Source organism: Thalassobium sp. R2A62 (assembly GCF_000161835.1).
Classification (GTDB): domain Bacteria; phylum Pseudomonadota; class Alphaproteobacteria; order Rhodobacterales; family Rhodobacteraceae; genus Thalassobium.
The window spans coordinates 2326057-2348530 of sequence record NZ_GG697169.2 but is presented as its reverse complement, the minus strand read 5'-3'; the positions used below and the strand labels follow the sequence as shown (position 1 = coordinate 2348530).

Annotated in this window: 18 protein-coding genes; 13 read left to right on the top strand and 5 right to left on the bottom strand. The window is 54.3% G+C overall.

All coding sequences use genetic code 11. The features are described 5' to 3' along the window. The first annotated feature begins 28 nt into the window (after window positions 1–28). The gene (locus TR2A62_RS11670; protein WP_009159215.1) at window positions 29–490 is read left to right on the top strand and encodes a YdcF family protein; all 462 of its coding nucleotides are present in this window, start codon (window positions 29–31) and stop codon (window positions 488–490) included. Here the strand turns inward: TR2A62_RS11670 and TR2A62_RS11665 are convergent. Both TR2A62_RS11665 and TR2A62_RS11655 read right to left on the bottom strand, forming a co-directional pair. Then, window positions 487–864: a hypothetical protein gene (locus TR2A62_RS11665; RefSeq protein WP_009159810.1), complete on the bottom strand. Its 378-nt coding sequence runs from the start codon at window positions 862–864 to the stop codon at window positions 487–489. The two genes, TR2A62_RS11670 and TR2A62_RS11665, sit on opposite strands and share 4 nt — an antisense overlap. Before the next feature lie 1847 nt (window positions 865–2711). Beyond that, a complete protein-coding gene (locus tag TR2A62_RS11655) occupies window positions 2712–3596 on the bottom strand; it encodes a LysR substrate-binding domain-containing protein (RefSeq protein ID WP_009158639.1) in 885 nt (294 codons plus the stop codon). Between the two features lie 152 nt (window positions 3597–3748). On the opposite strand from TR2A62_RS11655, the gene TR2A62_RS11650 reads away from it, so the two are divergent. The 4 genes from TR2A62_RS11650 to TR2A62_RS11635 are packed head-to-tail and all read left to right on the top strand — an operon-like array spanning window position 3749 to window position 8864. Further along, window positions 3749–4960 carry an aminomethyltransferase family protein gene (locus TR2A62_RS11650; RefSeq protein ID WP_009160216.1) on the top strand — a complete coding sequence of 404 codons (1212 nt, stop codon included), beginning with the start codon at window positions 3749–3751 and terminating at the stop codon, window positions 4958–4960. Continuing rightward, complete coding sequence (locus TR2A62_RS11645; RefSeq protein ID WP_223296104.1) at window positions 4957–6561, top strand: class I adenylate-forming enzyme family protein; 1605 nt, start codon at window positions 4957–4959, stop codon at window positions 6559–6561. Before TR2A62_RS11650 ends, TR2A62_RS11645 begins: the two co-directional genes overlap by 4 nt. A gap of 21 nt (window positions 6562–6582) precedes the next feature. Beyond that, the gene (locus tag TR2A62_RS11640) at window positions 6583–8016 is read left to right on the top strand and encodes an aldehyde dehydrogenase family protein (RefSeq protein ID WP_009160333.1); all 1434 of its coding nucleotides are present in this window, start codon (window positions 6583–6585) and stop codon (window positions 8014–8016) included. Between the two features lie 2 nt (window positions 8017–8018). Continuing rightward, complete coding sequence (locus TR2A62_RS11635; protein ID WP_009160797.1) at window positions 8019–8864, top strand: crotonase/enoyl-CoA hydratase family protein; 846 nt, start codon at window positions 8019–8021, stop codon at window positions 8862–8864. 387 nt (window positions 8865–9251) lie between these two features. Here the strand turns inward: TR2A62_RS11635 and TR2A62_RS11630 are convergent, their stop codons facing one another. From TR2A62_RS11630 to TR2A62_RS11615, 3 genes are all read right to left on the bottom strand, one after another. Beyond that, a complete protein-coding gene (locus tag TR2A62_RS11630) occupies window positions 9252–10511 on the bottom strand; it encodes a DUF6538 domain-containing protein (protein ID WP_009159290.1) in 1260 nt (419 codons plus the stop codon). 109 nt (window positions 10512–10620) lie between these two features. After that, complete coding sequence (locus tag TR2A62_RS11625) at window positions 10621–10815, bottom strand: hypothetical protein (protein ID WP_040820672.1); 195 nt, start codon at window positions 10813–10815, stop codon at window positions 10621–10623. Window positions 10816–11452: 637 nt separating this feature from the next. Continuing rightward, the gene (locus TR2A62_RS11615; RefSeq protein ID WP_223296103.1) at window positions 11453–12451 is read right to left on the bottom strand and encodes a hypothetical protein; all 999 of its coding nucleotides are present in this window, start codon (window positions 12449–12451) and stop codon (window positions 11453–11455) included. A 1181-nt stretch (window positions 12452–13632) separates the two neighbouring features. On the opposite strand from TR2A62_RS11615, the gene TR2A62_RS11605 reads away from it, so the two are divergent. From TR2A62_RS11605 to TR2A62_RS11570, 8 genes are all read left to right on the top strand, one after another. Then, complete coding sequence (locus tag TR2A62_RS11605) at window positions 13633–14691, top strand: LacI family DNA-binding transcriptional regulator (RefSeq protein ID WP_009158576.1); 1059 nt, start codon at window positions 13633–13635, stop codon at window positions 14689–14691. 146 nt (window positions 14692–14837) lie between these two features. Next, window positions 14838–16193, top strand: a complete 1356-nt coding sequence (locus tag TR2A62_RS11600) for an extracellular solute-binding protein (protein WP_009159901.1) — start codon at window positions 14838–14840, stop codon at window positions 16191–16193. Between the two features lie 411 nt (window positions 16194–16604). Then, window positions 16605–17423, top strand: coding sequence for a carbohydrate ABC transporter permease (locus TR2A62_RS11595; RefSeq protein ID WP_223296102.1), 819 nt, complete (start codon window positions 16605–16607; stop codon window positions 17421–17423). Then, window positions 17416–18234, top strand: a complete 819-nt coding sequence (locus TR2A62_RS11590) for a carbohydrate ABC transporter permease (protein WP_009160303.1) — start codon at window positions 17416–17418, stop codon at window positions 18232–18234. The genes TR2A62_RS11595 and TR2A62_RS11590 overlap by 8 nt, the downstream gene beginning before the upstream one ends. Window positions 18235–18280: 46 nt before the next feature. Next, window positions 18281–19345: an ABC transporter ATP-binding protein gene (locus TR2A62_RS11585; protein WP_009159543.1), complete on the top strand. Its 1065-nt coding sequence runs from the start codon at window positions 18281–18283 to the stop codon at window positions 19343–19345. Window positions 19346–19378: 33 nt separating this feature from the next. Then, a complete protein-coding gene (locus TR2A62_RS11580) occupies window positions 19379–20113 on the top strand; it encodes an SDR family oxidoreductase (protein ID WP_009160356.1) in 735 nt (244 codons plus the stop codon). 40 nt (window positions 20114–20153) lie between these two features. Further along, window positions 20154–21794 (top strand): FGGY-family carbohydrate kinase, encoded by a 1641-nt coding sequence (locus TR2A62_RS11575; protein ID WP_009157917.1) that lies wholly within the window; start codon window positions 20154–20156, stop codon window positions 21792–21794. Next, entirely contained in the window at window positions 21791–22468 is a 678-nt protein-coding gene (locus TR2A62_RS11570; RefSeq protein WP_009158695.1) for an HAD-IA family hydrolase, read from the top strand. Before TR2A62_RS11575 ends, TR2A62_RS11570 begins: the two co-directional genes overlap by 4 nt. Window positions 22469–22474: the final 6 nt, after the last annotated feature.

Here is a 22474-nt window from a genome sequence, read left to right as displayed (position 1 = left end):
CCCACCAGCTCTGCTGGATGCTGCTCTTATGATAACAGGCCTTATCCTTGGCGCGGCCGTATGGGCCGACGGCCCCTCTCCGACATTGAAACGTCGGACGCTCCACGGCGCGGCTCTTTATCACGCAGGCAAAATCGACCGGATCATCTGTTGTGGTGGCCTCGGCAAACACCCACCGTCAGAGGCAGAGGCCATGGCCCACTTACTGCAGAACGAAGGCATCCCGACCGCCGACATTATCCTCGAAGACCAATCTACCACAACCGGCGAAAACATCGCCAATGCGCTGCCTCTGCTGGATACCTCCAGCGTTACGATCATCACCGACTGGTATCACGCCCCCCGCGCCTGCCTCGTTGCACGCCGCGCAGGGTTGAAGGCGACCGGCTCCGCACCTTCTTTGCGAGGGGCGCGAATTTGGCCACAAACCAAGGCAACCTTGCGGGAATTCCCCGCCTACGTCGTCTATCTGCTGCGCCTAAAAAGCTAGTTATAAACGTCTACTTCAACGCGGCGCCCTGTGCTGCCGCTGCCATAGATTCGCACCACAACCATTGCCCCGCCATTTACCAGATTGCGTCGCGCATTGGGGTCGATATATCCGTTCATCACCATCCGCTCCATGATGGCGCGGTTGCCGATACTGCCGAAGAAAGAATCCCACTCGTCACCGGGCTGCGACACGTTAAAACGGTGAAAATTCGCGCGGTCCTGTCGCAGGATCTGCCATGGCTCGCTTAGCCGTGCGCCGTTTGAATTGTAAAGATCGTCGTGCCCAATATAGGCCACGTATTGACCAATGACAGAATCCGCCGAAGCGGGCGAGGCCATCATAAACGCCAGAGCAAAAAGAATTTGTTTCATCTGACAATCCCAAAGTGGTATGCTGTTTGAAGTGAGGATTGCTGGATTTTTCCAACTGATCAAGAGTTTTTCGCCCCTAGCAGTACCTTTGGTCGTCGAGGGTGTGCCAAACACTTGTACATAGGGTTGCTTGAACCTGTGCCGATTGCTTATTCGAACTTGGCTCTTTCCATTAGTTGCATCGTTCAAGCTCAGTGACTGAGTAGTCACTTATTGAAAACATACGGGTTTCAATTGATGATTGCTGTATGAACATAACGCGAGTTGTTATGGATCCGCCCTGCATCCAATCTCCTCTGCACACTCCATCGTAAAGGGTCGCCTCCATGTCTCGGACCGCAACGGGGTTAGTAAGTGTGCATGTCTCTTCACATGTTTCATAAGTACCTGAACCAATTGGAATGGGTGCGCCCATACATGCGTCTGCAGGATAGCACCAACCCCTAAGGTCTTGGGCGTTTGCAGGCCCCGAAAGTGAAACAAAACCAAAAAACACTGCGACCGCTGCTTTGTGCATCTTCATCTCCTGCTATATCAAAGTCACTAGAGCGAAATCTGACCAAGCTGACAAGTCTTTGGCTATGACTGCGAGAAGCACTTGGTTGGCACGGTTGTTTGTCTCGGTCTTAGCCAACAGCTGCTAGAGCCACTCAGACGACCAGAATTCTCGTAGATTACGCGAAGATTGGCACTTGATCCCAAGACGTGTTGGTGATGTCGTTGATCCCAGAGTTAGGGTGCGTGGGGTTATCCCGACTAAGCATAGGTACTGAGATGTTTGTTATTGTTTCGTATGATTCAGCATGAAAAGAGGGTTAACATGAGAGAATTCTGCATAGTTTTAACTCTGTTTCTTGCCAGCACAGCAACTGGTGCTGCTGCGTTTACCTGCCGCTTGGTGGTGGACGGCAAGACCTACGTCGATGGACCGTGTAACTATCATCCACACGTATACGAACACGGTAACGATGGAAGCTTCGATATTACATCTCTGAGCAATGGTATGTTCGCTTATGTGTTTCGCAACGCTGACGGCTCAGCCGATGGCTGGTGGCCCGGCCCAAATGGCGCCACTCATGCTCATACGAGCCTTGGTACCTTGCGGCGAGATGGTGCTTGCTGGGAAAACTCACACGCATCAGTTTGTGCTTGGCGGTGAGCAGACAAAAGTCAAAAGTCTAATCTGTAAGAGCTAACTCAGTTTTACCTGAAGTTGTGCCTAACAGCGCCAAACAGACTGCTGAGCGAGGGTATACACGTTTGTGAAACCTGTAAGCTTGCTGGCAATACTTAACAGCGACAGGTCGCTTTGAAAGTAACAACAACATTTTGGGTATTATGCGCTAGGCAAACGCTGGTTCTATTCGGCTTATGTGAATCAGTTCACCATGTTGGTTTGGGCGTCTCGGCGTGGTGCTGGATACACCTCGGTTCTGCTAACCTATTTGGTACGAAATCTTGGATTAATTTGGTACGAAACTTCTCAAAGTACGCCCATAATAACTATACAAATAAGGGTTCCAAGAGATTGGTGGTGCCCAGGAGAGGACGTCGAACTTTATATAATTATGTTTAATTACAGACACCTAATTTCAGTCTGAAATATAAGAGCGGTCCCGAAAGCGGTCCCGATTTTTATCTATCAGATTAGAGATGATGTTTGTGGCTTTGTCCCAAACCGGGCTTTCGGGGAGTCAGTGGCTGAGGTCTGCTTTGTGGACTTTGCTGCCTTTTGCTTATGCCTCTATTGCGGACGCAGAAACCTTTCGCAAATGTGGTATGAAACACGTGGCGACGCAGCAGGTTTCTCCAAACCGGCCGTTCAAGATCAGCAAACCTGCAGAATTTCAAGCCTGCCGCTCGCTGCGATCATTTTCAGCCCGCAACCAGTCCAAGAAAGCCTCTGCGCTCTGAGACATAGGCCGCTCCGTGAACAAAATACGGTAACCTGCGTCTTTAACTCCGACATCGGACAACCGGACAAGCGTACCGTCGTCAATTTCTGGCGCTACCAGATCATCCCAGAGGGCGATCCCCTGACCATCCACCACCGCCTGAACGCGGCTGTTGGAGTCCGGGATCGTCAAGCTGGATCGGCTGGGGGCGTAAGGTAGACCTGCTGCTGCGTGCCAGGCCCTCCACCCCGAATCGCCGGAGCTGTCACCCAAAAGCGGAAGCTGCCTGACCGCTTCGGCCAATCCAAGCTGCCTTACCTGCTCAGCAACTGCACGGCTGGCGGTTGGCACAGCAGGCAGGGACAGAAGAAGTTCGCTCTTGTGACCCACCCAGCCGTCAATTCCCCAGAGGATTGCCATGTCGACTTTGACCGATCTCATCATGTCGACGGAATTGATCGGTTCGATCCGCAGGCTGATACCGGGATTGGCCTCAAAAAAGCGGGTGAGCCTTGGCGACAGCCAGCGTGAAGAGAAGTAGGTCAGCGCGCCAACGGTCACGGCACCCGAGGCCGTGCCGCGCAGGTCTTCGATTTCACGATCAATCTGGCTCATGGCCGTTTGGGACACATGCCACAATCTGCGCCCTTCTTCTGTTAGCTTCAGTTTTGCGTGCGCGCGCTCGAACAGACGAAAGCCTAGCTCGGCTTCAAGCTTGTTGATTTGGTAACTGATCGACCCTTTCGACTGATGCACCTCGTCCGCCGCCTTGGTCATCGACAGAGTGCGGGCGACGGCATCAAAGATCTTGAGGGCATCATAAGAACGAAAGCGCATGAATATTGTCTAATTTTTTCGAACGACTTGTGCAAATCATTAGATTTGCGCTGAGCGCAGTTGGTCCAATATCACCAACCCAATGCGTGGCACCCATCTGTCCTTGTCGACGATCACCCGCAGGCGTCTAACAACTCTGAACGGTGAACAATATGACAACTGACCTTTCCCACTTCCGCTTCGTCGCCAAGGCTCTCCCCAATCAGGGCGCGCGCCCGCGCGAATTGGCCCGCACCATGCCTGCCCATCCGCTAAGCTACATGGAACTGCCCTATGATCCCGAATACACGCTCTACAACTCGCGCCTGACGCCGGAAAAACTCGACACGGCCACGGATGACGAGATGTATTGGGCCGTTCGCACCAACGTCATTTTCCGCCACACCGGGGAACTGCCAATCGAGATTAGCGGGCCAGATGCCGAAACCCTGCTGAACAAGGTGTTCACTCGCAGTGTTAGCAAAGTCAAACCGGGGCGCTGCTCCTATCAGTTTGCTTGCTATCACGATGGCGGCATGATCACCGATGGGGTGCTGCTGCGGCTTGCGGAAGACAGATTCTGGATGGCGCAGGCCGACGGCGACCTGTTCAGTTGGTACAAAGCACATGCCGAGGGGCTTGATGTGAAAATCCACGACCCCAATGTCTGGGTCAGCCAGATTCAGGGTCCACGGTCACTCGAATTGCTGGCCGCTGTGCTGGACGGCCCCATGCCCGATCCTTTCCGCTATTTCGATTGCGCTGAGGTTTCCATCGCGGGGCAGACCTGCTGGATCAGCCGCTCGGGCTTCACCAATGAATTAGGCTGGGAAGTCTACCTGCTGCCGGACACCAACATCCCTGCCATCGGCGACCGGATCATGGAAGTCGGTGCGGCATTCGGCATCCTGCTGACTGGAACGCCGGTGTTTCGCGCGCGGCGGATCGAGGCCGGGTTGCTCAATGCCGGTTCGGATTTCGGAGCCGAGACGATGCCGTTCGACGCAGGGCTTGGCGGGTTTGTCGAGTTCGACGACCGTGACTTTGTTGGCCGCAAGGCGCTAGAGGCCGCAGATAAGTCCTGCCGCACTTGGGGCATGCGGGTCACCGGCGGCGTGGCTCAGCTTGGACGCGTCATGACCATTGATGGCAAGGAGGTCGGCCTTGTCTGTTCCTCGGGCTATTCGCCTTATCAGGGCTGTGGTGTTTGCATCGTGCGCATGGACGACCCCGCGCAGGGTCCGGGAACAAAGGTAGAGGTGCTCTGCGCCGATGGGTCTACCCGCAGCGGAGAACTTTGTACCTTACCAATGTATGACGCCGACCGCCTGATCCCGCGCGGCAAGTTGGTGGACATCCCGGCAAACCCAATCGCAGCGGAATGACCATGTATAACGTAACGCTTTCCAACTCGCTCTTTCCGGCACAGAATGATGCCGAAAGCTGCGAAATCACCGTTGGTGGGCTGCTACGAGATGTGGCTGCGGCGCGGCCTGATGCCGAGGCCTTGGTCGAAGTCCGGCAGGACGGATCCGAGGGGCGGCGCTGGACCTATGCGGGAGTGCTGGCCGATGCCGAGCGGCTGGCCATGGCGCTCTCCACCCGGTTTGCGCCCGGTGAACGGGTGGTAGTCTGGTCGCCTAACATTCCCGAATGGGTGCTGATGGAATATGCTTGCGCGCTGTCCGGGCTGGTGCTGGTGACCGCAAACCCGGCCTTTCAGGCGCGGGAGCTGGCCTATGTGCTGGAGCAATCCGGCGCGGTTGCACTGTTCCTTGTCGAGGAATTCCGCGGCAATCCCATGGGTCGGATCGGGGCTGAGGTCACGGCGAGCATCCCATCGGTGCGCGAAGTCACAGATATGAAAAGCGACGCGCTATTCGCGGAAGGCGCCCGCCCGCTTGCTTTGCCCGATGTGGCCTCGGGCGACGCCGCGATGATCCAATACACGTCCGGCACCACGGGGTTTCCAAAAGGGGCGGTGCTGAGTCATCGCGGGCTGGTCAACAATGCGCGCTTCTACGCGGGTCGCTGCGGGGTCACCGAGGCAACCACTTGGGTCAACATCATGCCGATGTTTCATACCTCGGGCTGCGGCATGGTCACGCTTGGCTGCCTGCAGGCGGGTTGCCGGATGGAGCTGATCAGCCTTTTTGACCCGGACATCGTGCTGGATCAGTTGGAAGCAAGCGGCGCGGACATCATCCTTGGGGTGCCAACCATGGTGGTGGCGCTGCTCGACGCGCAGGAAAAGCGCCCGCGCGACCTGTCAGCTCTGAAACTGATCAGCTGTGGCGGTTCGATGGTTGCCCCCGAATTGGTGCGCCGGGTGCAGAACCTGATGGGGGCCGGGTTTTCGACGCTCTATGGCCAGACTGAGCATTGTCCGGTGATCACGCAACACCACTTGTCGGACAGTATCGACGACATCTGCAACACGGCTGGCCAGCCGGTGGCTCAGACCGAGGTCTCGATCCGCAGCGTCAATGACAACCTCGCCGTTGCCATTGGTGAGGTCGGAGAGATTTGCGCGCGCGGCCCCTGTGTCATGCTGGAATACAACGACAACCCCAAGGCCACGTCCGAGACTGTCGACGCGATGGGTTGGCTGCACACCGGCGATCTGGGCCGGATGGATACGCGCGGCTACGTCACAGTAACGGGACGCGTCAAGGAAATGATCATACGGGGTGGCGAGAACCATTTTCCCGCTGAGATCGAGAACTGCCTGTTGGAGCACGCGGGCGTCGCCGAGGTCGCCGTAGTCGGCCTGCCAGACCCGAAATGGGGCGAGGTCATCGGCGCGTTCATCCGTGGCACGGGACCGCTCGACAAGGCCGCGTTGCACGCTCATTGCCGCGCAAACATGTCGCCACAGAAAACCCCGAATGTTTGGGTGCAGGTCGAGGACTTCCCCCTGACCGGCTCGGGCAAAATCCAGAAATTCGTTCTCCGCGATCGTTTCGTCTCTGGGGAATATGCTTAACTCTGACTGACAGGAACCGCCATGCAGGATGCATCCAAACACTATATCAACGGCCAATGGGTCGCCTCGATCGACGGGCGCGAAATGGCGGTTGAGAACCCGTCCACAGAAGAGAAGATCGCCACGATCACTTTGGGTGGCGTCGCTGATGCCGACGCGGCCGTCGCCGCAGCCAAGGCAGCCTTCCCGGCTTGGGCGGCAACAGACCCTTTGGACCGGATCGCCGCACTGGAGCGGTTGATGGAGGTCTACAAGGGCCAAGCCGAAGACATGGCGCAGGCCATCAGCTTTGAGATGGGTGCACCTATCGCATTGGCAAGGACGGCGCAGGTAGGTGCCGGGGCGGGGCATCTGAAAAACACCATCCGCACGGCAAAGGGTTTCGCCTTCGAGCGCCCCTTGGGAGACCACGCGCCGTGCGACATGATCCTATACGAGCCGGTTGGTGTCTGCGCCCTGATCACGCCCTGGAACTGGCCGATGAACCAGGTGATGCTTAAGGTGGCGCCAGCGCTGGCGGCAGGGTGCACTATGGTGCTGAAACCGGCCGAACAGGCACCGCTTAGCGCCGTGTTGCTGGCAGAGATGATCGACGCGGCCGGTTTCCCGCCCGGTGTGTTCAATCTTGTGAACGGCGATGGTGCAGGTGTTGGCGCGCATTTCACCGTGCACCCGGACGTGAACATGGTCAGCTTCACCGGGTCGACCCGCGCTGGTGTCGCGATCAGCAAGGCCGCGGCAGATACCGTGAAACGCGTCAGCCTGGAACTGGGGGGCAAGGGGGCCAACATCATCTTCGCCGATGCAGATGAAAAGGCCGTCACGCGCGGTGTGCGTCATTGCTTCAACAACTCTGGCCAGTCCTGCAACGCGCCGACGCGGATGCTGGTGGAGCGCTCGATCTACGACCAGGCCATTGAAACCGCCCGAGCCGTCGCCGAGAAAACAGAGGTCGGACCTGCGGACATCGAAGGCCGCCAGATCGGCCCGGTTGTGTCTGAAACACAGTTCAACAAGATCCAATACCTGATCAAGCGCGGCATCGACGAACACGCCACGTTGATCGCGGGTGGGTTGGAGCGTCCTGACGGGCTGAACCGGGGTCACTTTGTGCGCCCCACGATCTTTGCCGATGTCACGCCGGAAATGACGATCTGGAAGGAAGAAATCTTTGGCCCGGTTCTGACGATGACGCCTTTCGATAGCGAAGAAGAGGTAATCGCCCTGGCCAACGACACGCCTTATGGGTTGACCAACTATGTCCAGACCGCCGACAAATCTCGTGCACGCCGCTTGGCGCGCGGGCTGCGCTCGGGTATGGTCGAGATGAACGGCAAATTCGGTGCGCCCGGAACACCTTTTGGTGGGATGAAGCAATCCGGCACGGGTCGTGAAGGCGGTGTCTGGGGGCTGGAGGAGTTCCTGGAGGTCAAGGCCGTAAGTGACTGGGGGTGAGCATGGCAAAGGTTCTTTACGAAAAAGACGGCCGCATCGGCCGGATCACCCTAAACCGTCCAGAGGTGATGAACGCCATCGACGATGACTTGCCGCGCGAGTTGGCGGCAGCAGTGGCGCAGGCGGATGCTGATTGGGACGTGCATGTGATGGTGCTGTCCGGTGCCGGCAAGGCGTTTTCTGCGGGTTACGATCTGGCCCATTACGCCGAAGGCAATGGCCCCAATCAGGTCGTGCAGGAGATGCCTTGGGATCCGATGCAAGACTTCCAGTTCATGTGGGCGAACACGCAGGCCTTCATGTCGCTCTTCCGGGCAATGAAACCGGTGATCTGCAAGGTGCACGGCTTTGCCGTCGCGGGGGGATCAGATATCGCACTGTGTGCCGACCTAACCATCATGGGCGCGACCGCGCAAATCGGTTACATGCCCACCCGTGTTTGGGGCTGCCCGACGACGGCGATGTGGGTGCATCGGTTGGGGCCGGAAAAAGCCAAGCGCATGATGTTTACGGGCGACAAGATCACCGGGATTGAGGCTGCCGAGATGGGGCTGGTGCTGAAATCCGTGCCTGATGACCAACTGGATGATGAGGTCGAGGCACTGGCAACGCGCATGGCCACCGTTCCCATCAATCAACTGGCCATGCAGAAGATGGTGATCAATTCCGCTGTCGAGGAAAAGATCAACCAAACGCAGCGCCTTGCCACCGTGTTCGACGGCATATCCCGCCATTCGCCTGAGGGCATGAATTTCAAAGCCCGCGTGGAGCAAGTCGGCTGGAAGCGGGCGGTGCAGGAACGCGATGAAGGAACCTTCGACTGGACCCGCAACAAGCACTTCGACTGACAAATCCCGCGAATTACTTGGAACCAACCGTTCGCGTTGGCGTGCTAGATTACGACAAAGCGCCGCCGCCAGTGTAAAACAGTAAGAATAAACAGCTTCGTTCCGAACGAAAGGCTGGTTTTTCCGCCGCAAGACAACGTCTTTGCCAATGCATCCGCAGCAATTTGTCCGCTGCAAGCGCGCGCAGCAAGAAAGTCGAATTCACAGGTTGGGCTCAAAGCAGTCCTTCGCTGCACTTTGCATCAAGTTCCGCATTTGCTCCAGCCCTTCCTCCCAAAAAAAATAGCTGTCACGGCCCCCCGCCCAACCTCCCGCGATGGGAAGCCGGACGGGGTGTTTTGTGGGGTTAGTCCAGACCTGTTGCTAGCCGCCATTTACGCACCCCAGTCACAGCAGCACCTCTTGCGGCAACCTGACCTGATTAATGATATCCCGCTTCTGCGCATCAGATATCCCCGCCGAGTAGAGCCCATAGGTCAGCTTATTGGCCGACCGTGCAGAGTGGTGCCCCACGAGGCTTGCGGTGAAGTGCTCAGGGACGCCTGTCTGTTCACACTGGGTGATGAACCACTTGCGAGTGGAGTGGAACACGGTCCCGTGCAGTTCAGGATAGAGGCGGCGCAGGTGAGCGTAGCGCTTGACGACCCTGTCCACGCTGAGGTGAGAGAACAGCCGTCCTGAGGTCGGTAGTGCCATATCCAGCAGGTTTTCCAGGATACCATGCAACGGTACCACCCGCTCTGCTGCCTTAGACTTCAGCAAGCGCACCCGGTTGGGCTGTATGCTGATGAAGCGTCCCAGGTTACCCTTGGCTGTGATGTCCTCCGCCATGAGCCCGCAGATCTCGCCGGAGCGCATACCTGTGAGCAAAGCAAAAAGAAGGGCGCTGTGAAGCTCCCTGTCTTTTGCCTGGAGAAGTATCATGACCTGCGCTTCTGTCAGCATCCCGTGGGGGTGGACATCAGGCCTGTCTTTGACCTTGAGGGCCTGCCAGAGGTTTGCCTCCAGCTCCCCCTCGCCAACGCACCAGTCAAGGAACTGTGACATCTGCTTGAGAATACGTGCCTGGGTCTGGGGCGCCAGCGTGGTACTCTCCTGCTCCTGGGAGAGCCTTGCCAACTCAATCAATCCAGCGTCTTTCCCCTCCCGGTACTTGCGGACGTTGGGAGAGAGCTGGGTGATGTACCCCAGCACCTCCTTTCCATGGTTCAAGGACAAGTCACCAACAGATTGCTTACCCAGATGTGAGGATAACAGCTCAAGCGCAAAGCGCACCGACTTGTAGCTGCCAGGGCGCAGACGCTGTGACACCTCCCCAAGGTAGGCTTGGGTAAGGTCGTCGATCAGCCCATCACCCACAAGACGAGCACGCTGATATCGAGGGCGACCCACAGCCAGTCGAGGACCTTGGGCAGCAGTGGGAGTATCGGTGTGAGGGGTAGCAAGGGCATGGGCCTGAGCCTCCTTGATGATCGTTGTGAAGGTTTGGTTCAGTTCAGCCACACGCAGCTTGGCCTCACGGGCATCCCCTGTCTTGAGGGATTGCTTGAGGGCAGTGCCCAAGAGAGGTTGTAGGGCTTTGGGATAGGTCCTGCGGTAAACCCAAGTGTTGTGGGTCTTGTAGGCGTACTTAATTTGAGGTGACATGGCGTCTCCTTTCTGGGGCAATTGCCCTGGTTTGTGTGATGGGTTGGGTTTTTGTGAGCAGCGCCAAGGAGGGGCAGGGACTAAGCCCTTCCCTGACGTCTGCTCGGGCTTAAGTTGGTCCCGACAAGACCCGCAGAACCAACGCGATGTCTGGTTCTCCGTACTCCCCAGCAAGGGGACCTGTGAGGGCAGTGCCTGTGATGCAATCCTCGAAGACCTCCTCGACCAAGAACTGGTGGGCGGGGATATCGTCAAAGCCGGCAATCAACACAGTACAGCCAGGGGTAATGGTAAGGTCCGTCATCCTAGGCCCCCCGCAGCAGAAGGTCTGGCAGCAGCAGGCCTAGGGTAAGGCCTAGAGGCATTGGGAAGGGGAAGGGCTTGATGAACTCAGGTAATCCCGCCAGGACCACGAGGGCCCCAGCCAGGGCTTGGGGGATGCCAAGAGATATCCCCCAGCGGGTCTTCAGCTGCCACTGCAGGACAAGCCGAAGGACACCCCCTGCAAGAGCAAGGGCTGTGAAGGTCGTAAACATGATAGGTCTCCATGATGATTGTTATCATTATAGAGGCCTAAAAATTCTCAGTTTTGGGAGGAGTTGGGCTGCACCCTCAAGTAGCCAAGTACCTGACTACCCGAGTACCCAGACTAGAATTCCGCCCTAGGCTTTGAGGTCCCCCTTCAATTGTCTATGTTCTGGATGCAGCATGGGGATACCTGCTTATGGGCCCCCTATGTGGACACACTTAATACCTCCCCATATGCCCTGCAGTATTGACATCCCGAGAGGGTAGTGGGGGTCTTGTCGGTGGTGACATCCTATGTTGCCACCCTCCCTCGGGTCTTCTTACGGGTCCCCTATATGAAGAGGGTTAAAGGGTCCCTTAGGGTGTTATTGTTCTTCTCTTATTCCACCACAAACATACCCACCCCCTAGGACCTACCCTAGGGTGACCTCTGGAGTTATCCCTGTGTGCCCTTCAAAGACCTCCTTCATTATCTTTGTTGCTTGTAAGTGATGCTCATCCATCACGATGACAGCATCATGGACAGGCAGAGCAACGATACCTTCCGACCTGAGGGTTTCCAGCACATCGACCAAGATATCGGACTCCTTACGGAACAGCTGCATACCAATCCCTGAGGTCATCTGTGGGTAGATTGCTGGATGCTTTCTCGCCACAGCCTCGAGGATGTCTTTGATGGTGTAACTTGAAGGTATGAGCTTACGGACACCCTTGGGCATCTTTGTGGGTACCTTACTGCTGTTGATGAGAGCTTGAATGACTGTTTTGATGCCCTTGCGATAGTCTGTTGGGATGCCTTCCGCGGACAGGTCATACAGGTCTCCTTCAGGAGGTTTGGTACCTGTCAGTCCATACAGTATTGCAAGGCTCATCTGTCCGTAGTCGAGCTCAACACAACAATCACCCTCGATGAGGATATGCTCCTGACGTTCATCCGAGGACATGGCTTGCCAAAACCCGCCATAGAGCCTTCCACCTTGTCCGAAGTCAGAGTTGTTGAAGATGCGGCGTAGGCGACGGTGTGCTGGGTCCACTTGGGAGAGGTTGCAGGTGATATCTGCAGTGCTGAGCCAGTCATTGATGTCGGTCATCTGCTGACGCAGAGTGAGTGTGGTCTTGTCATCTTCATATTCTTGATACTCAGCGTTGCTGTTGGAATGACGCTTAGGTGCGCGCAGGATTAAGACCTCCTCCTCGGGCGCTTGGCCCATGTCATCCCTCGTGGTGTCAAAGCGTTCTATGCGGGACAGCAGCTTTGGTCCCGCCTTCAGTATGGTCTGCTGACCACCCGCAAATGCTACGTTCAGCTCATCATCAACAATCTTGAAGGTGCTGTGGCCTTTCTCGACAGAGACAAAGCTCATCTCAGGTGCTGACATGACCTTCAGGATGTCTGGAAGGGTTTTGCCCAAGGCTGTCCCTTTGTACCGTGACTTTGACCTCAGGACTTTATTGCTGAGGGGGAGGTGGATGCTGTCGTTGGCAGGCCCTAGCTCTACAGCACAGAGATCACACAAGATGGCTTCGACCGTACGGTCATAGGTTGCTTGGTCAGCTGGTCTGCGAGCTCTCTTGCGTGTTTGGTGAAAGAACTCATACCCACTTATTTGGACCTGTACTTCTGTGATGAGCGCCATGAGGTTATCAGTCCTCGCACACAAGAACGGGTTAAATGCTCGGGCTTTGTTCATTTATTTAATATCCAGAAAATATCCTTCACCACACCCGCTCCATATGCTCCCGCATGACCTTCAGAGCATACCCTGAACCGTAGCTAGCTGCCACTCCGCCTGAGGTGGAAATGGCGGGAAGCAGCCCTTCGCTACATTCTGCCCAGATGTCTGCTTTGCGGGACTTTCCCGACCTTGACGTTTAGCCATGTTGCTGACGCAGCATACGTTTGCAGTTGCGGCGGAACATTTTTGGCGGCGCAGCGGATTTCACCAAACCAGCCGTTCAGAGCGTCGAAATTAGACAATTCCAAACTACACTTTTGCTGCGTACGGGCTCAACAATCAGGTCGCGGACTTAGTCGCTATTTGTCATATCTGGCCCAACGATCCACCGATAGCCAAACCGGCGGCGCTTGCGGGATCCTTGCAACCAAATATGCGTGCAAGCCAGCGAATATTATCTGGGCTGATCCCATTGTCATTCTCCTGAAACCAGACTTGCACAGTGCGTATCTCGACCCCTGATCGATTTGCATCAATGGCACAGATTGCATCTGTTAGGAGTTCGGGGGTCCAAGGGCCATCAGGAACCCCGTTGCAGTCTACTGGTCGCTGGGCACCCTCAGCTGCCAAACGGGAGAAAAGTAGTTTAAAATTGCTGCCGTCATTAGTCGGTGCAACATAGTACTTCCCGTTTTTAACCATCTTGTAGCTGACCTCTTTGTTTTTTTAATGCCTTCAGTTGTTTGCGACAGTTATTTTACCTTTTATCGGTCATAGTTTAGCAAGCACTTGTGATTGTTGATAACTTCGGTTGATGCGACACTCACAACCATCAAGATCAAGCTTGACTCGACTTCTGAAGTGCTGTTAAACGATTAACTGTAAAACGTTTAACATACGTTTTTCTGGGAGGACAAGTGAAGAGAATTTCTATCAAAGAGGTTGCGAAGGCAGCCGGCGTATCTACGGCTACGGTGTCGAATGTGTTCAGCGGGCGTAAGCCTGTTAACCCCGATCTGGCTGAGAAGGTACGGAAGGTTGCCAAAGACTTAGGTTATACTGTCAACAAAGCAGCGTCACTTTTACGCAGTGGGCGCAACAGCGTTGTTTGCGTAATTGTTCCTGACCTGTCTGACCCATTTTTTACTTCCATCATTACGAGAATCGAACATCACGCCCGCGAAGACGGCTATGAAATCATTATTGGGAATTCTGACGATGATGTCGAAGTTGAAGCGGGGCGGCTGAACGCATTGCTGGCTTGGGAGCCAGCAGGTGCGATTGTCATTCCATGTACCGACGAACTGCCAAAGTGCCTCGTGGAGGGTCAAACGCCTCCGTGCGTTCTAGTGGACCGTATCGCAAACTTCGATGTCGCGGATACGGTGACCATAAACAACTTTGGTGCAGGAGAGCAGGCGGCAGAGTATCTTGCTGGCTTGGGTCATCGGAATATCTTGATGACAGCATCGGATTTGTCGATCCACCCGATCCGCCAACGTGCGGCTGGTGCTCAGAAGGCCGTTGAAAAATTTGGCGGTTCCATTCGTGTTGTTGAACTTGGCGCGGATGCGGAAGATGGCGCGCGCATTCTGGGCGAGTGGTTTGAAAGCAACGAACCGCCAACTGCGATCTGCGCCACAACGGATATGACGACACTTTCGGTCCTTCGTTTTCTAGCGGACCGCAAGATTGATCTGCCTTCCGAGATGTCAGTCGTGGGTTTCGATGATTATTCTTGGATGTCCGCGCGACGTACTAAACTTACAGGAGTTCGCCAACCGGTTGATCAAATTGCCAAGGCTGTTTGGACGCAACTGTTGAGTCGGATGAACGGTCAAACCGGGGCGGTTGTTAATACTGTCTTTGAAAGTGAACTTATTGTTCGGGACTCTGCGAGGGAACCTAAAGAGCAAACAAAATACTGGGGGGATACAGACATAACCTGGAATTCCAACGCGCTCAGGCGCGTGTAACGGGAATGTAGCAGCCAGAAGAGCTGCACTTCTATCAAACAAATTTCGATTCGAACGTTGTTGATACATCGACAGCGAACGGGAGGAGTGTGTCTCACACTCGCAATGGTTCGAAGAACCGTAACAGAGAGTACTTGGAGGAAATAATGAAGAAACTACTCAAAACAACCTGCGCGTTTGCGATGGCCAGTGCGGCCATGGCGGGGAGCGCTTTAGCGGACGGCCACAGTGTCGATTGGGCCGCTGAATTGGGGGATCACACTGGAACAGATCTACGGATTCAGGTCATCAATGACCCGTACACTGGACCTCTTGCTCAAATGTCGAGCGAGTTTGGTGCCCTGACAGGTGCCAATGTATCGCAAGACGAGCTTGGCTATGGTGGTCTGTACGAAAAGCAGATTTTAAACTGCAGCCAAGGGGACGACACATACGATGTTCTCTTTATTGATGGAATCTGGGTCGGCGAATTTGCTGAGTCTGGTTGTATTGACCCGGTTGAGTCGCGCATTGCTGACACCGATGATGGCATCATCGCTTGGGACGATTACATGGAAAGCTTTGCCGGTCAGGCAAGCTGGGATGGTGAGCGTCAGTGTCTGCCCATTGCAGGCTACTGGCATATGCTGCACTACCGTACGGATCTCTTTGAGCGGGCTGGTCTCGAAGCACCGACGACGTTTGAAGAAATGTTGGCAGCTGCTGAATTGTTCAAAGACAACCCGGACTTCCCTGAGTTGGAAGGCGGCATGGCGATGAACTTCCAGCGTGGTGCAGCTGCAGGTCAGCAGTACTTCGAATGGCTCTACTCTGCTGGTGGCAGCCCTTGGGCTTCAAATTTCGTCGGATCTGACGATGTTTATGCTGATCTAACGCCAACGCTAAACAATCCTGAAGCTGTAAAAATGGTCGAGTTCTTCAATGAAATCGCTCAATACGGTCCTCCTGGCGTTGAAAGCTTTGCTTGGGACGAACGTGCAAACGCGTTCACACAGGGCAAGGTTGCGATGATCAACAACTGGTCTGTGCGTACACCGCTCTTTACTGATCCTGACATCTCTAAGGTGACGGATGATTTCGGCGTTGCGATGTTCCCACATGCGGAAGGTCAGTCGTCTGTGCCTCCAGTTGGCGGTTGGATTATGTGTATCAACGCAAATTCCAACAACAAAGACGCAGCATGGGACTTCATGAAGTGGTTTGCCTCACCTGAGGTGCACACAGATTTCGTTCTGGCCGGTGGACCTCCTTCGCGTCACTCCGCGTTCCAAGATAAACAGGTGAATGCAGAGCAGTTCTGGACACCAACACTTTATGAATCGGCCCAAGCTGCTTGGCCTGATCTTCGTCCTCGTCACCCGGGTACATTCCAGGTGATCGATGCGATTGGTCTTGAAGTGAACCGTGCCATCGTTGGCGAAATCAGCGCTCAAGAAGCGCTCGATAAAGCGAACGAAAACGTGACACAGATTCTTCAATCCGAAGGTCTGATCGCGCGTTAAGCGAACGGGTGCCCTGCAAGTTGCAGGGCACCACTCCCCCAGCCTGCCTTCCGTTCAGAGGATAGGGCAGGCTGGGAACACCGTGCACAAAAGCTCAAAAGCGACCGGCGGTCAATTGACCACGGCTCGTCTACTGGTTTCCGCGCTTCGTTAAGCGCCGAACATAGTGAGAAAAATACGCATAGAAATTAACCGCTCGATGGCGCGTCACCGACGTTTGAATTGCCATTGGGTCACTCGAAACCGTCGGGATGCTCTTTGAACAGCCGAGCATCTCACCCTCAAATCTCGTGGATGTTAGACGTGTCAGACGCAGCAATAATTACAAAAAAACCACCAAGAAAAAACACGCTCTCGAGGGACGAACGTAAGGTGCGTGCCGCCTTCATCGTCCCGGCCGTCATCTACCTGATGTTTATGAGCATCTTCCCGTTTATCTACTCAGTCTACTTGAGTTTTTATCAGGCAAAACTGACGCGGTTGCACAAGAAGTTCTTCATTGGATGGGACAACTACAAACAATTGTTCTCAGACGAAGTGTTTCTTGCGGCACTGAAAAACACCTTCCTGCTCACAACGTCATCGATCATTCTGGAGGTTGTTTTGGCCTTCATTTGCGCCAAAGTGTTCTTGTCGCTTAAAGAACAACGCGTCGGATATTTTCTACGGTCAATGTCGATCCTGCCGATGATGATTACGCCGCTCTGCGTGGCGTTGATCTTCAGCTACATTATGAATCCAACACTTGGCATTCTGAATTACATCCTTTCCGGTGTCGGCGTTGAGCCCATCTCTTGGTTTGGCAACCCTAATTTGGCCCTTTGGACCATCGTTTTCATCAACGTGTGGCAATGGACCCCGTTTATGATGCTGCTGATGCTGGCGGGTTTGGTATCGATTCCAACATCTCTTTACGAAGCGGCTTCGCTTGAAAAAGCACGCTGGTGGCATGTTGCCCGTTGGATCGAATTGCCTGCCATCAGGGACGTTATCCTGATCGGGGTCATCTTGCGCGTCATCGACAATCTCAAGCTCTTTGATCTTGTCTACATAACGACCCGAGGCGGTCCAGGTGATCGCACCGAACTGCTGACGTTCTTCACGTACCGACAGGATTTCGCGTTCTTCAACGTCGGTTACGGATCGGCTGCTGCAGTCGTCATCCTCGTTATCAGCATCATCGTCACCACGATTGCTGTGGGCTTTCTAAGGAAAATGCAAAATGCGTAAGTCAAACCTCATTGGCTCTTATGCCGCCGCAATCTTCGTGATGCTAATTTTTACTTTGCCCATCCTTTGGATGTTCATGGGCGCGTTCAAGACACCTGTTGATATCTATTCGATCCCGCCTGTCTGGTGGCCTGATTTCAGCTACTTGGAGAACTTCAAAGCCCTGTTAGCTGAGAATTGGTCGTTTCTACTCAACTCAGTGATCATCACACTTGGAGCCACGGTTCTTTGTATGATCTTCGCGCTGCCCTGTGCCTTCGGGTTGGTGAACTTCCAATTTAAAGGCAACAACTTTCTGGCCGATTGGATTCTATCGACACGGATGATGCCACCGATTGCTGCCGCTGTCCCTTTGTTCATGATCTTCAATGGGATGGGGATGTTGGATACCCATGCGGCACTGATCATCGTCTACGCAGGGTTTAATCTCCCATTCGCGGTTTGGGTTGCGATGTCTTTCTTCCGTAACCTTCCCAAGGAGATCATCGAGGCGGCTCGCATTGAGGGCTGCACCTGGTTTCAGACCTTCTGGCAGGTGGCCTTGCCGCTCACCAAAAGCGGTATCGCAACGGTTTCGACGTTTGTCTTTATCTTTGCATGGAACGAATTGTTGCTCGCGCTCTTCCTCACATCGAGTGACGCCAAGACGTTCCCTGTCGTAATCTCCGGTTTCTCGACACTTTCGAGAACCTACTGGGAATTCGTTTCTGCGGCGACAGTTATCCAAGTGCTGCCACCAATTATCTTCACACTCATCATGCAACGACACATCGTGTCTGGTCTCACTATGGGCGCCGTCAAGAACGGCTAACCACGTGTAACGACTGTTTACACGATACTAAGAAAAGGAACAAAAAATGGGGCAAGTAGAACTCCAAAACGTCAAGAAGAGCTTTGGCTCGGTCGACGTTATCAAAGATATCTCGCTTGATATCAAAGACGGTGAATTCGTTGTTTTTGTCGGACCGTCAGGTTGCGGGAAATCGACGCTTCTGCGGATGATCTCTGGTCTTGAAACCATGAGCGAGGGAACCGTGGGCATTGCCGGTCGAGACGTAACCGATGTGCAGCCCTCTGAGCGAGAGATCGCAATGGTGTTCCAGTCATACGCGCTTTTCCCGCACATCTCTGTGCGCGACAATGTCGCCTTCGGCTTAAAGATCGCTGGCCTTCCAAAAGAAGAGATCGATGCGAAAGTAGCAAAGACGTCAGAAATCCTTGGCCTTGAAAAACTGCTAGACCGGAAACCGCGCGAGCTTTCAGGCGGACAGCAACAACGTGTTGCTATCGGCCGCGCCATTGTGCGTGAACCAGCAGTTTTCCTTTTTGACGAGCCTTTGTCCAACCTTGATGCGGCCCTGCGTGTCCAGATGCGCATCGAGCTTATCAAATTGCACGCGTCGCTAGACGCGACAATGATCTACGTCACACATGATCAGGTTGAAGCCATGACAATGGCCGAACGGATTGTCGTCCTAAGAGATGGCCGCGTCGAGCAGTTTGACACACCAGTTCGTCTTTATGACCGACCCCAAAATCTCTTTGTGGCTGGGTTCATTGGGTCGCCAAAAATGAATTTTGTGAAGGCCTCGCCTGGAGAAAGCGGGGCAGTGCTCTTGGCCAATAAGGTGTCCAAGAGCATTCCTGGTGTCGTTCAAGACCAACTCACACCGAATATGCAGCTTGGGATTAGACCTGAGCACATCACCTATTCGCATGACAGTGGAGATTGGCAAGGCACTGTGACTGTCGAAGAGCAGCTTGGCAGTGACGCGTTTCTCTACGTCGATGTGCCAGAGATTGGGCAAGTCACAGTTCGCGCAGTTGATGAGCGCAGCTTCACCCGCGGAGACACCATTTTCCTAAGTTTCGATCCGGAACGATGCCACCTCTTTAACGATGATGAGCAACGTATCAACTAACCAGCGGCTTCGGCACATAAGGAAAATAAAGTGATGATTAGATCAATAAGTCTAGAGGGCAAAGTAGCTGTCATAACCGGTGCCGCATCTGGAATTGGTTTGGAAACGGCAAAGGGCTTGCTAGATGCAGGCGCAAAGGTTGCACTGCTCGACTATGCGGAAGACAAGCTGACACAGCTTTGTACGGAGCTCGGCGACAACGCGGTTCCGATAGTGACTGATCTGCTAGACAATGAAAGCGTCTCTAAGATGGTGCCTACCATTTTGGAGAAATTGGGGAAGATTGACATCTTTCATGCCAACGCAGGCAGCTACATCGGCGGCAAGCTACTTGAAGGCGATCCAGATGAATGGGATCGCATGCTTAACCTCAACATCAACTCTGCATTTCGAACAGTTCATGCCGTTTTACCGGTGATGAAGGACGCAGGCAGTGGTGATATCATTATGACCAGCTCCGTTGCCGGCGTGATCCCTGTCGTATGGGAGCCCATCTATACGGCCTCCAAACACGCAATACAGGCCTTCACTCACACGGCCAGACGCCAAGTAGCAGAGTATGGCATCCGTGTTGGAGCGATCTTGCCGGGTCCGGTTGTCACAGGGCTGCTAGATGATTGGCCAAAAGCAAAGATGGAAGACGCGATCGCGAACGGCAGCCTGATGGAAGCAAAAGAGGTCGCGGACTGCATTCTTTTCATGCTGACCCGACCTCGCAACGTCACGATCCGCGACCTGGTTCTCATGCCAAATAGCCTCGAATTTTAAGCGAGCGTAGCCGTCGAGTTCGGCCCTCCAATGAGTGAAAATGAAGGCAATGGTTCAGGGTAAAGAAAAATACTTTGTGGGAGTTGATGTCGGAACCGGCAGCGCGCGCGCTGGCGTTTTCGATATTGAGGGAAACCTCATCGCGAGCGCAGCACATGACATAGAAGTGTTTCGATATCCTGGAGACATGGTTGAGCAATCCAGTGACAATATCTGGGATTGCGTTTGTGCAAGCGTAAAATCAGCATTGAAGGCGTCCGGTTTTGCCCAAACAGATATTTGGGGTTTGGGGTTTGATGCGACCTGTTCGTTGGTCGTTTTGGATAAGGATGACCAGCCGCTTTCGGTCAGTCAAACAGGCAAGAACGATCAAAACGTTATGGTTTGGATGGATCATCGTGCTGCTGATCAGGCTGACCGGATCAATGCGACCGGGCATCGCGTTCTAGACTATGTTGGCGGGAGAATTTCGCCGGAAATGGAAACTCCAAAACTGCTTTGGCTAAAGGAGCAGATTCCTGAAACCTACAACGGGGCCGGGCGGTTCTTTGATCTAGTTGATTTTTTGACATGGCGTGCGACTGACGATCCTTCCCGATCAGTCTGTACTGTGACCTGTAAATGGACATACCTCGCCCATGAAAACGCATGGGATGCGAACTATTTCGAGACCATCGGTTTAAATGAATTGGTTGACGAAAACTTTGAGCGCATTGGAACGTCCATTGTGGATGCAGGCACACCGCTCGGAGGCGGACTAACTCCCAAGGCCGCTTCCGAGTTGGGGCTTTTGCCGTGGTTGCCGGTAGGGGCGGGGCTCTTGGACGCACATGCTGGCGGTGTTGGCACTATTGGGGCACCTGAATCTGATGATGCAACAGTATCGCGCATGGCATATGTATTTGGTACTTCCGCCTGCACGATGTCATCAACGCCCGAGCCATCCTTTGTGCGGGGGGTTTGGGGGCCATATTATTCCGCAATGGTGCCGGGGCTTTGGCTTATCGAAGGTGGCCAATCTGCGGCAGGCGAAGCACTTGCCCAACTGGTAAAATTTCACCCTGCATATGCGGATGCAAAGGCCGGGGCCGTCCAAGAAGGCAAACATGTCTTGGACTATCTTGTTGATAAGGCGGCTCTTCAAATCTCCGTTCCGTCTGAGGCGATAAATCTTGCCAAGGATTTGGTTGTGGTTCCCGAATTCTTGGGCAATCGCGCTCCGTTTGCAGACCCAAGTGCCAAAGCGATCATATCGGGATTGGACATGGATCACAGCGAGGACGCTTTGATCGGACTCTACGTCGCTGGCATTGCCGGATTGGGTTATGGGCTGCGCCAAATTTTAGAGGCACAAACCGCAAAAGGCGTTCAACCTGATCTTGTGGTGATGAGCGGCGGAGCTGCAGAAAACCCGATTGTAAAGCAGTTGTTGTGTGACGCTTCGGGTATCCCTTTTGCAGAGTCTGGATCACCAGAGCCGGTGCTGTTGGGATCTGCGATGCTTGGAGCCGTCGCAGCAGAAAGTTTCCTAAATTTGGAGGATGCCATGGAGAAAATGTCTTCGCTTGGCGAGGGCTTCGCACCAGCAGGTGGCGTCACAAAAGAGCTCCATGCGCAAAAATTTCAAATTTTTGAAGCTCTGCAAGCATCTGCAAGAAAGACTCAAGGTACGAAATCATGAACCAACCACTGATCATTTTTGATAGTGACGGTGTCCTCGTCGAGAGTGAGCCGATTGTTTTTAAGTTTCTAGTCGAGCATTGCGCGGCGTCTGGCTTGGAGATCTCCTCAGAACAGGCATATGAGGCCTTTCTCGGCAAACCTATCGCAGACATCGCTCGGGTTGCAGGCGAGACCTTCGGACATGAAATCGCGCCAATCGAATTGCTTAATTTTCAAATCAAGCTTCTGACTGCTTTTCGCACTGACCTTGCGCCGGTAGAGGGCATTAGCACTGCCCTTTCATCGATCAACTTGGCAAAGTGCGTCGCATCATCGTCAAACATGGCACGCATTCGTAGGTCGCTTTCGCTCACCGGGCTAGAGGACTTTTTCGGTGAGCACGTCTTCAGCACAGACTTAGTGGCGCGAGGCAAGCCACACCCAGATGTCTTTCTACACGCCGCTCATGTGATGGGTGCTGCTCCGGAAGACGCTGTGGTCATTGAAGATAGTCCCGCAGGTATCAAAGCGGCCAAAGCAGCCGGGATGCGGGTTATCGGGTATTATGGCGCACGCCATGCAGCCCCCGCCAAACTTAAAGACCGCCTCGCATCGCTGGAGCCAGATCTGTTGATCGACGACATGGGCAAACTACCGCATGCCATCCAAACACTTATGGCCAAGACCCATTGATTGCGC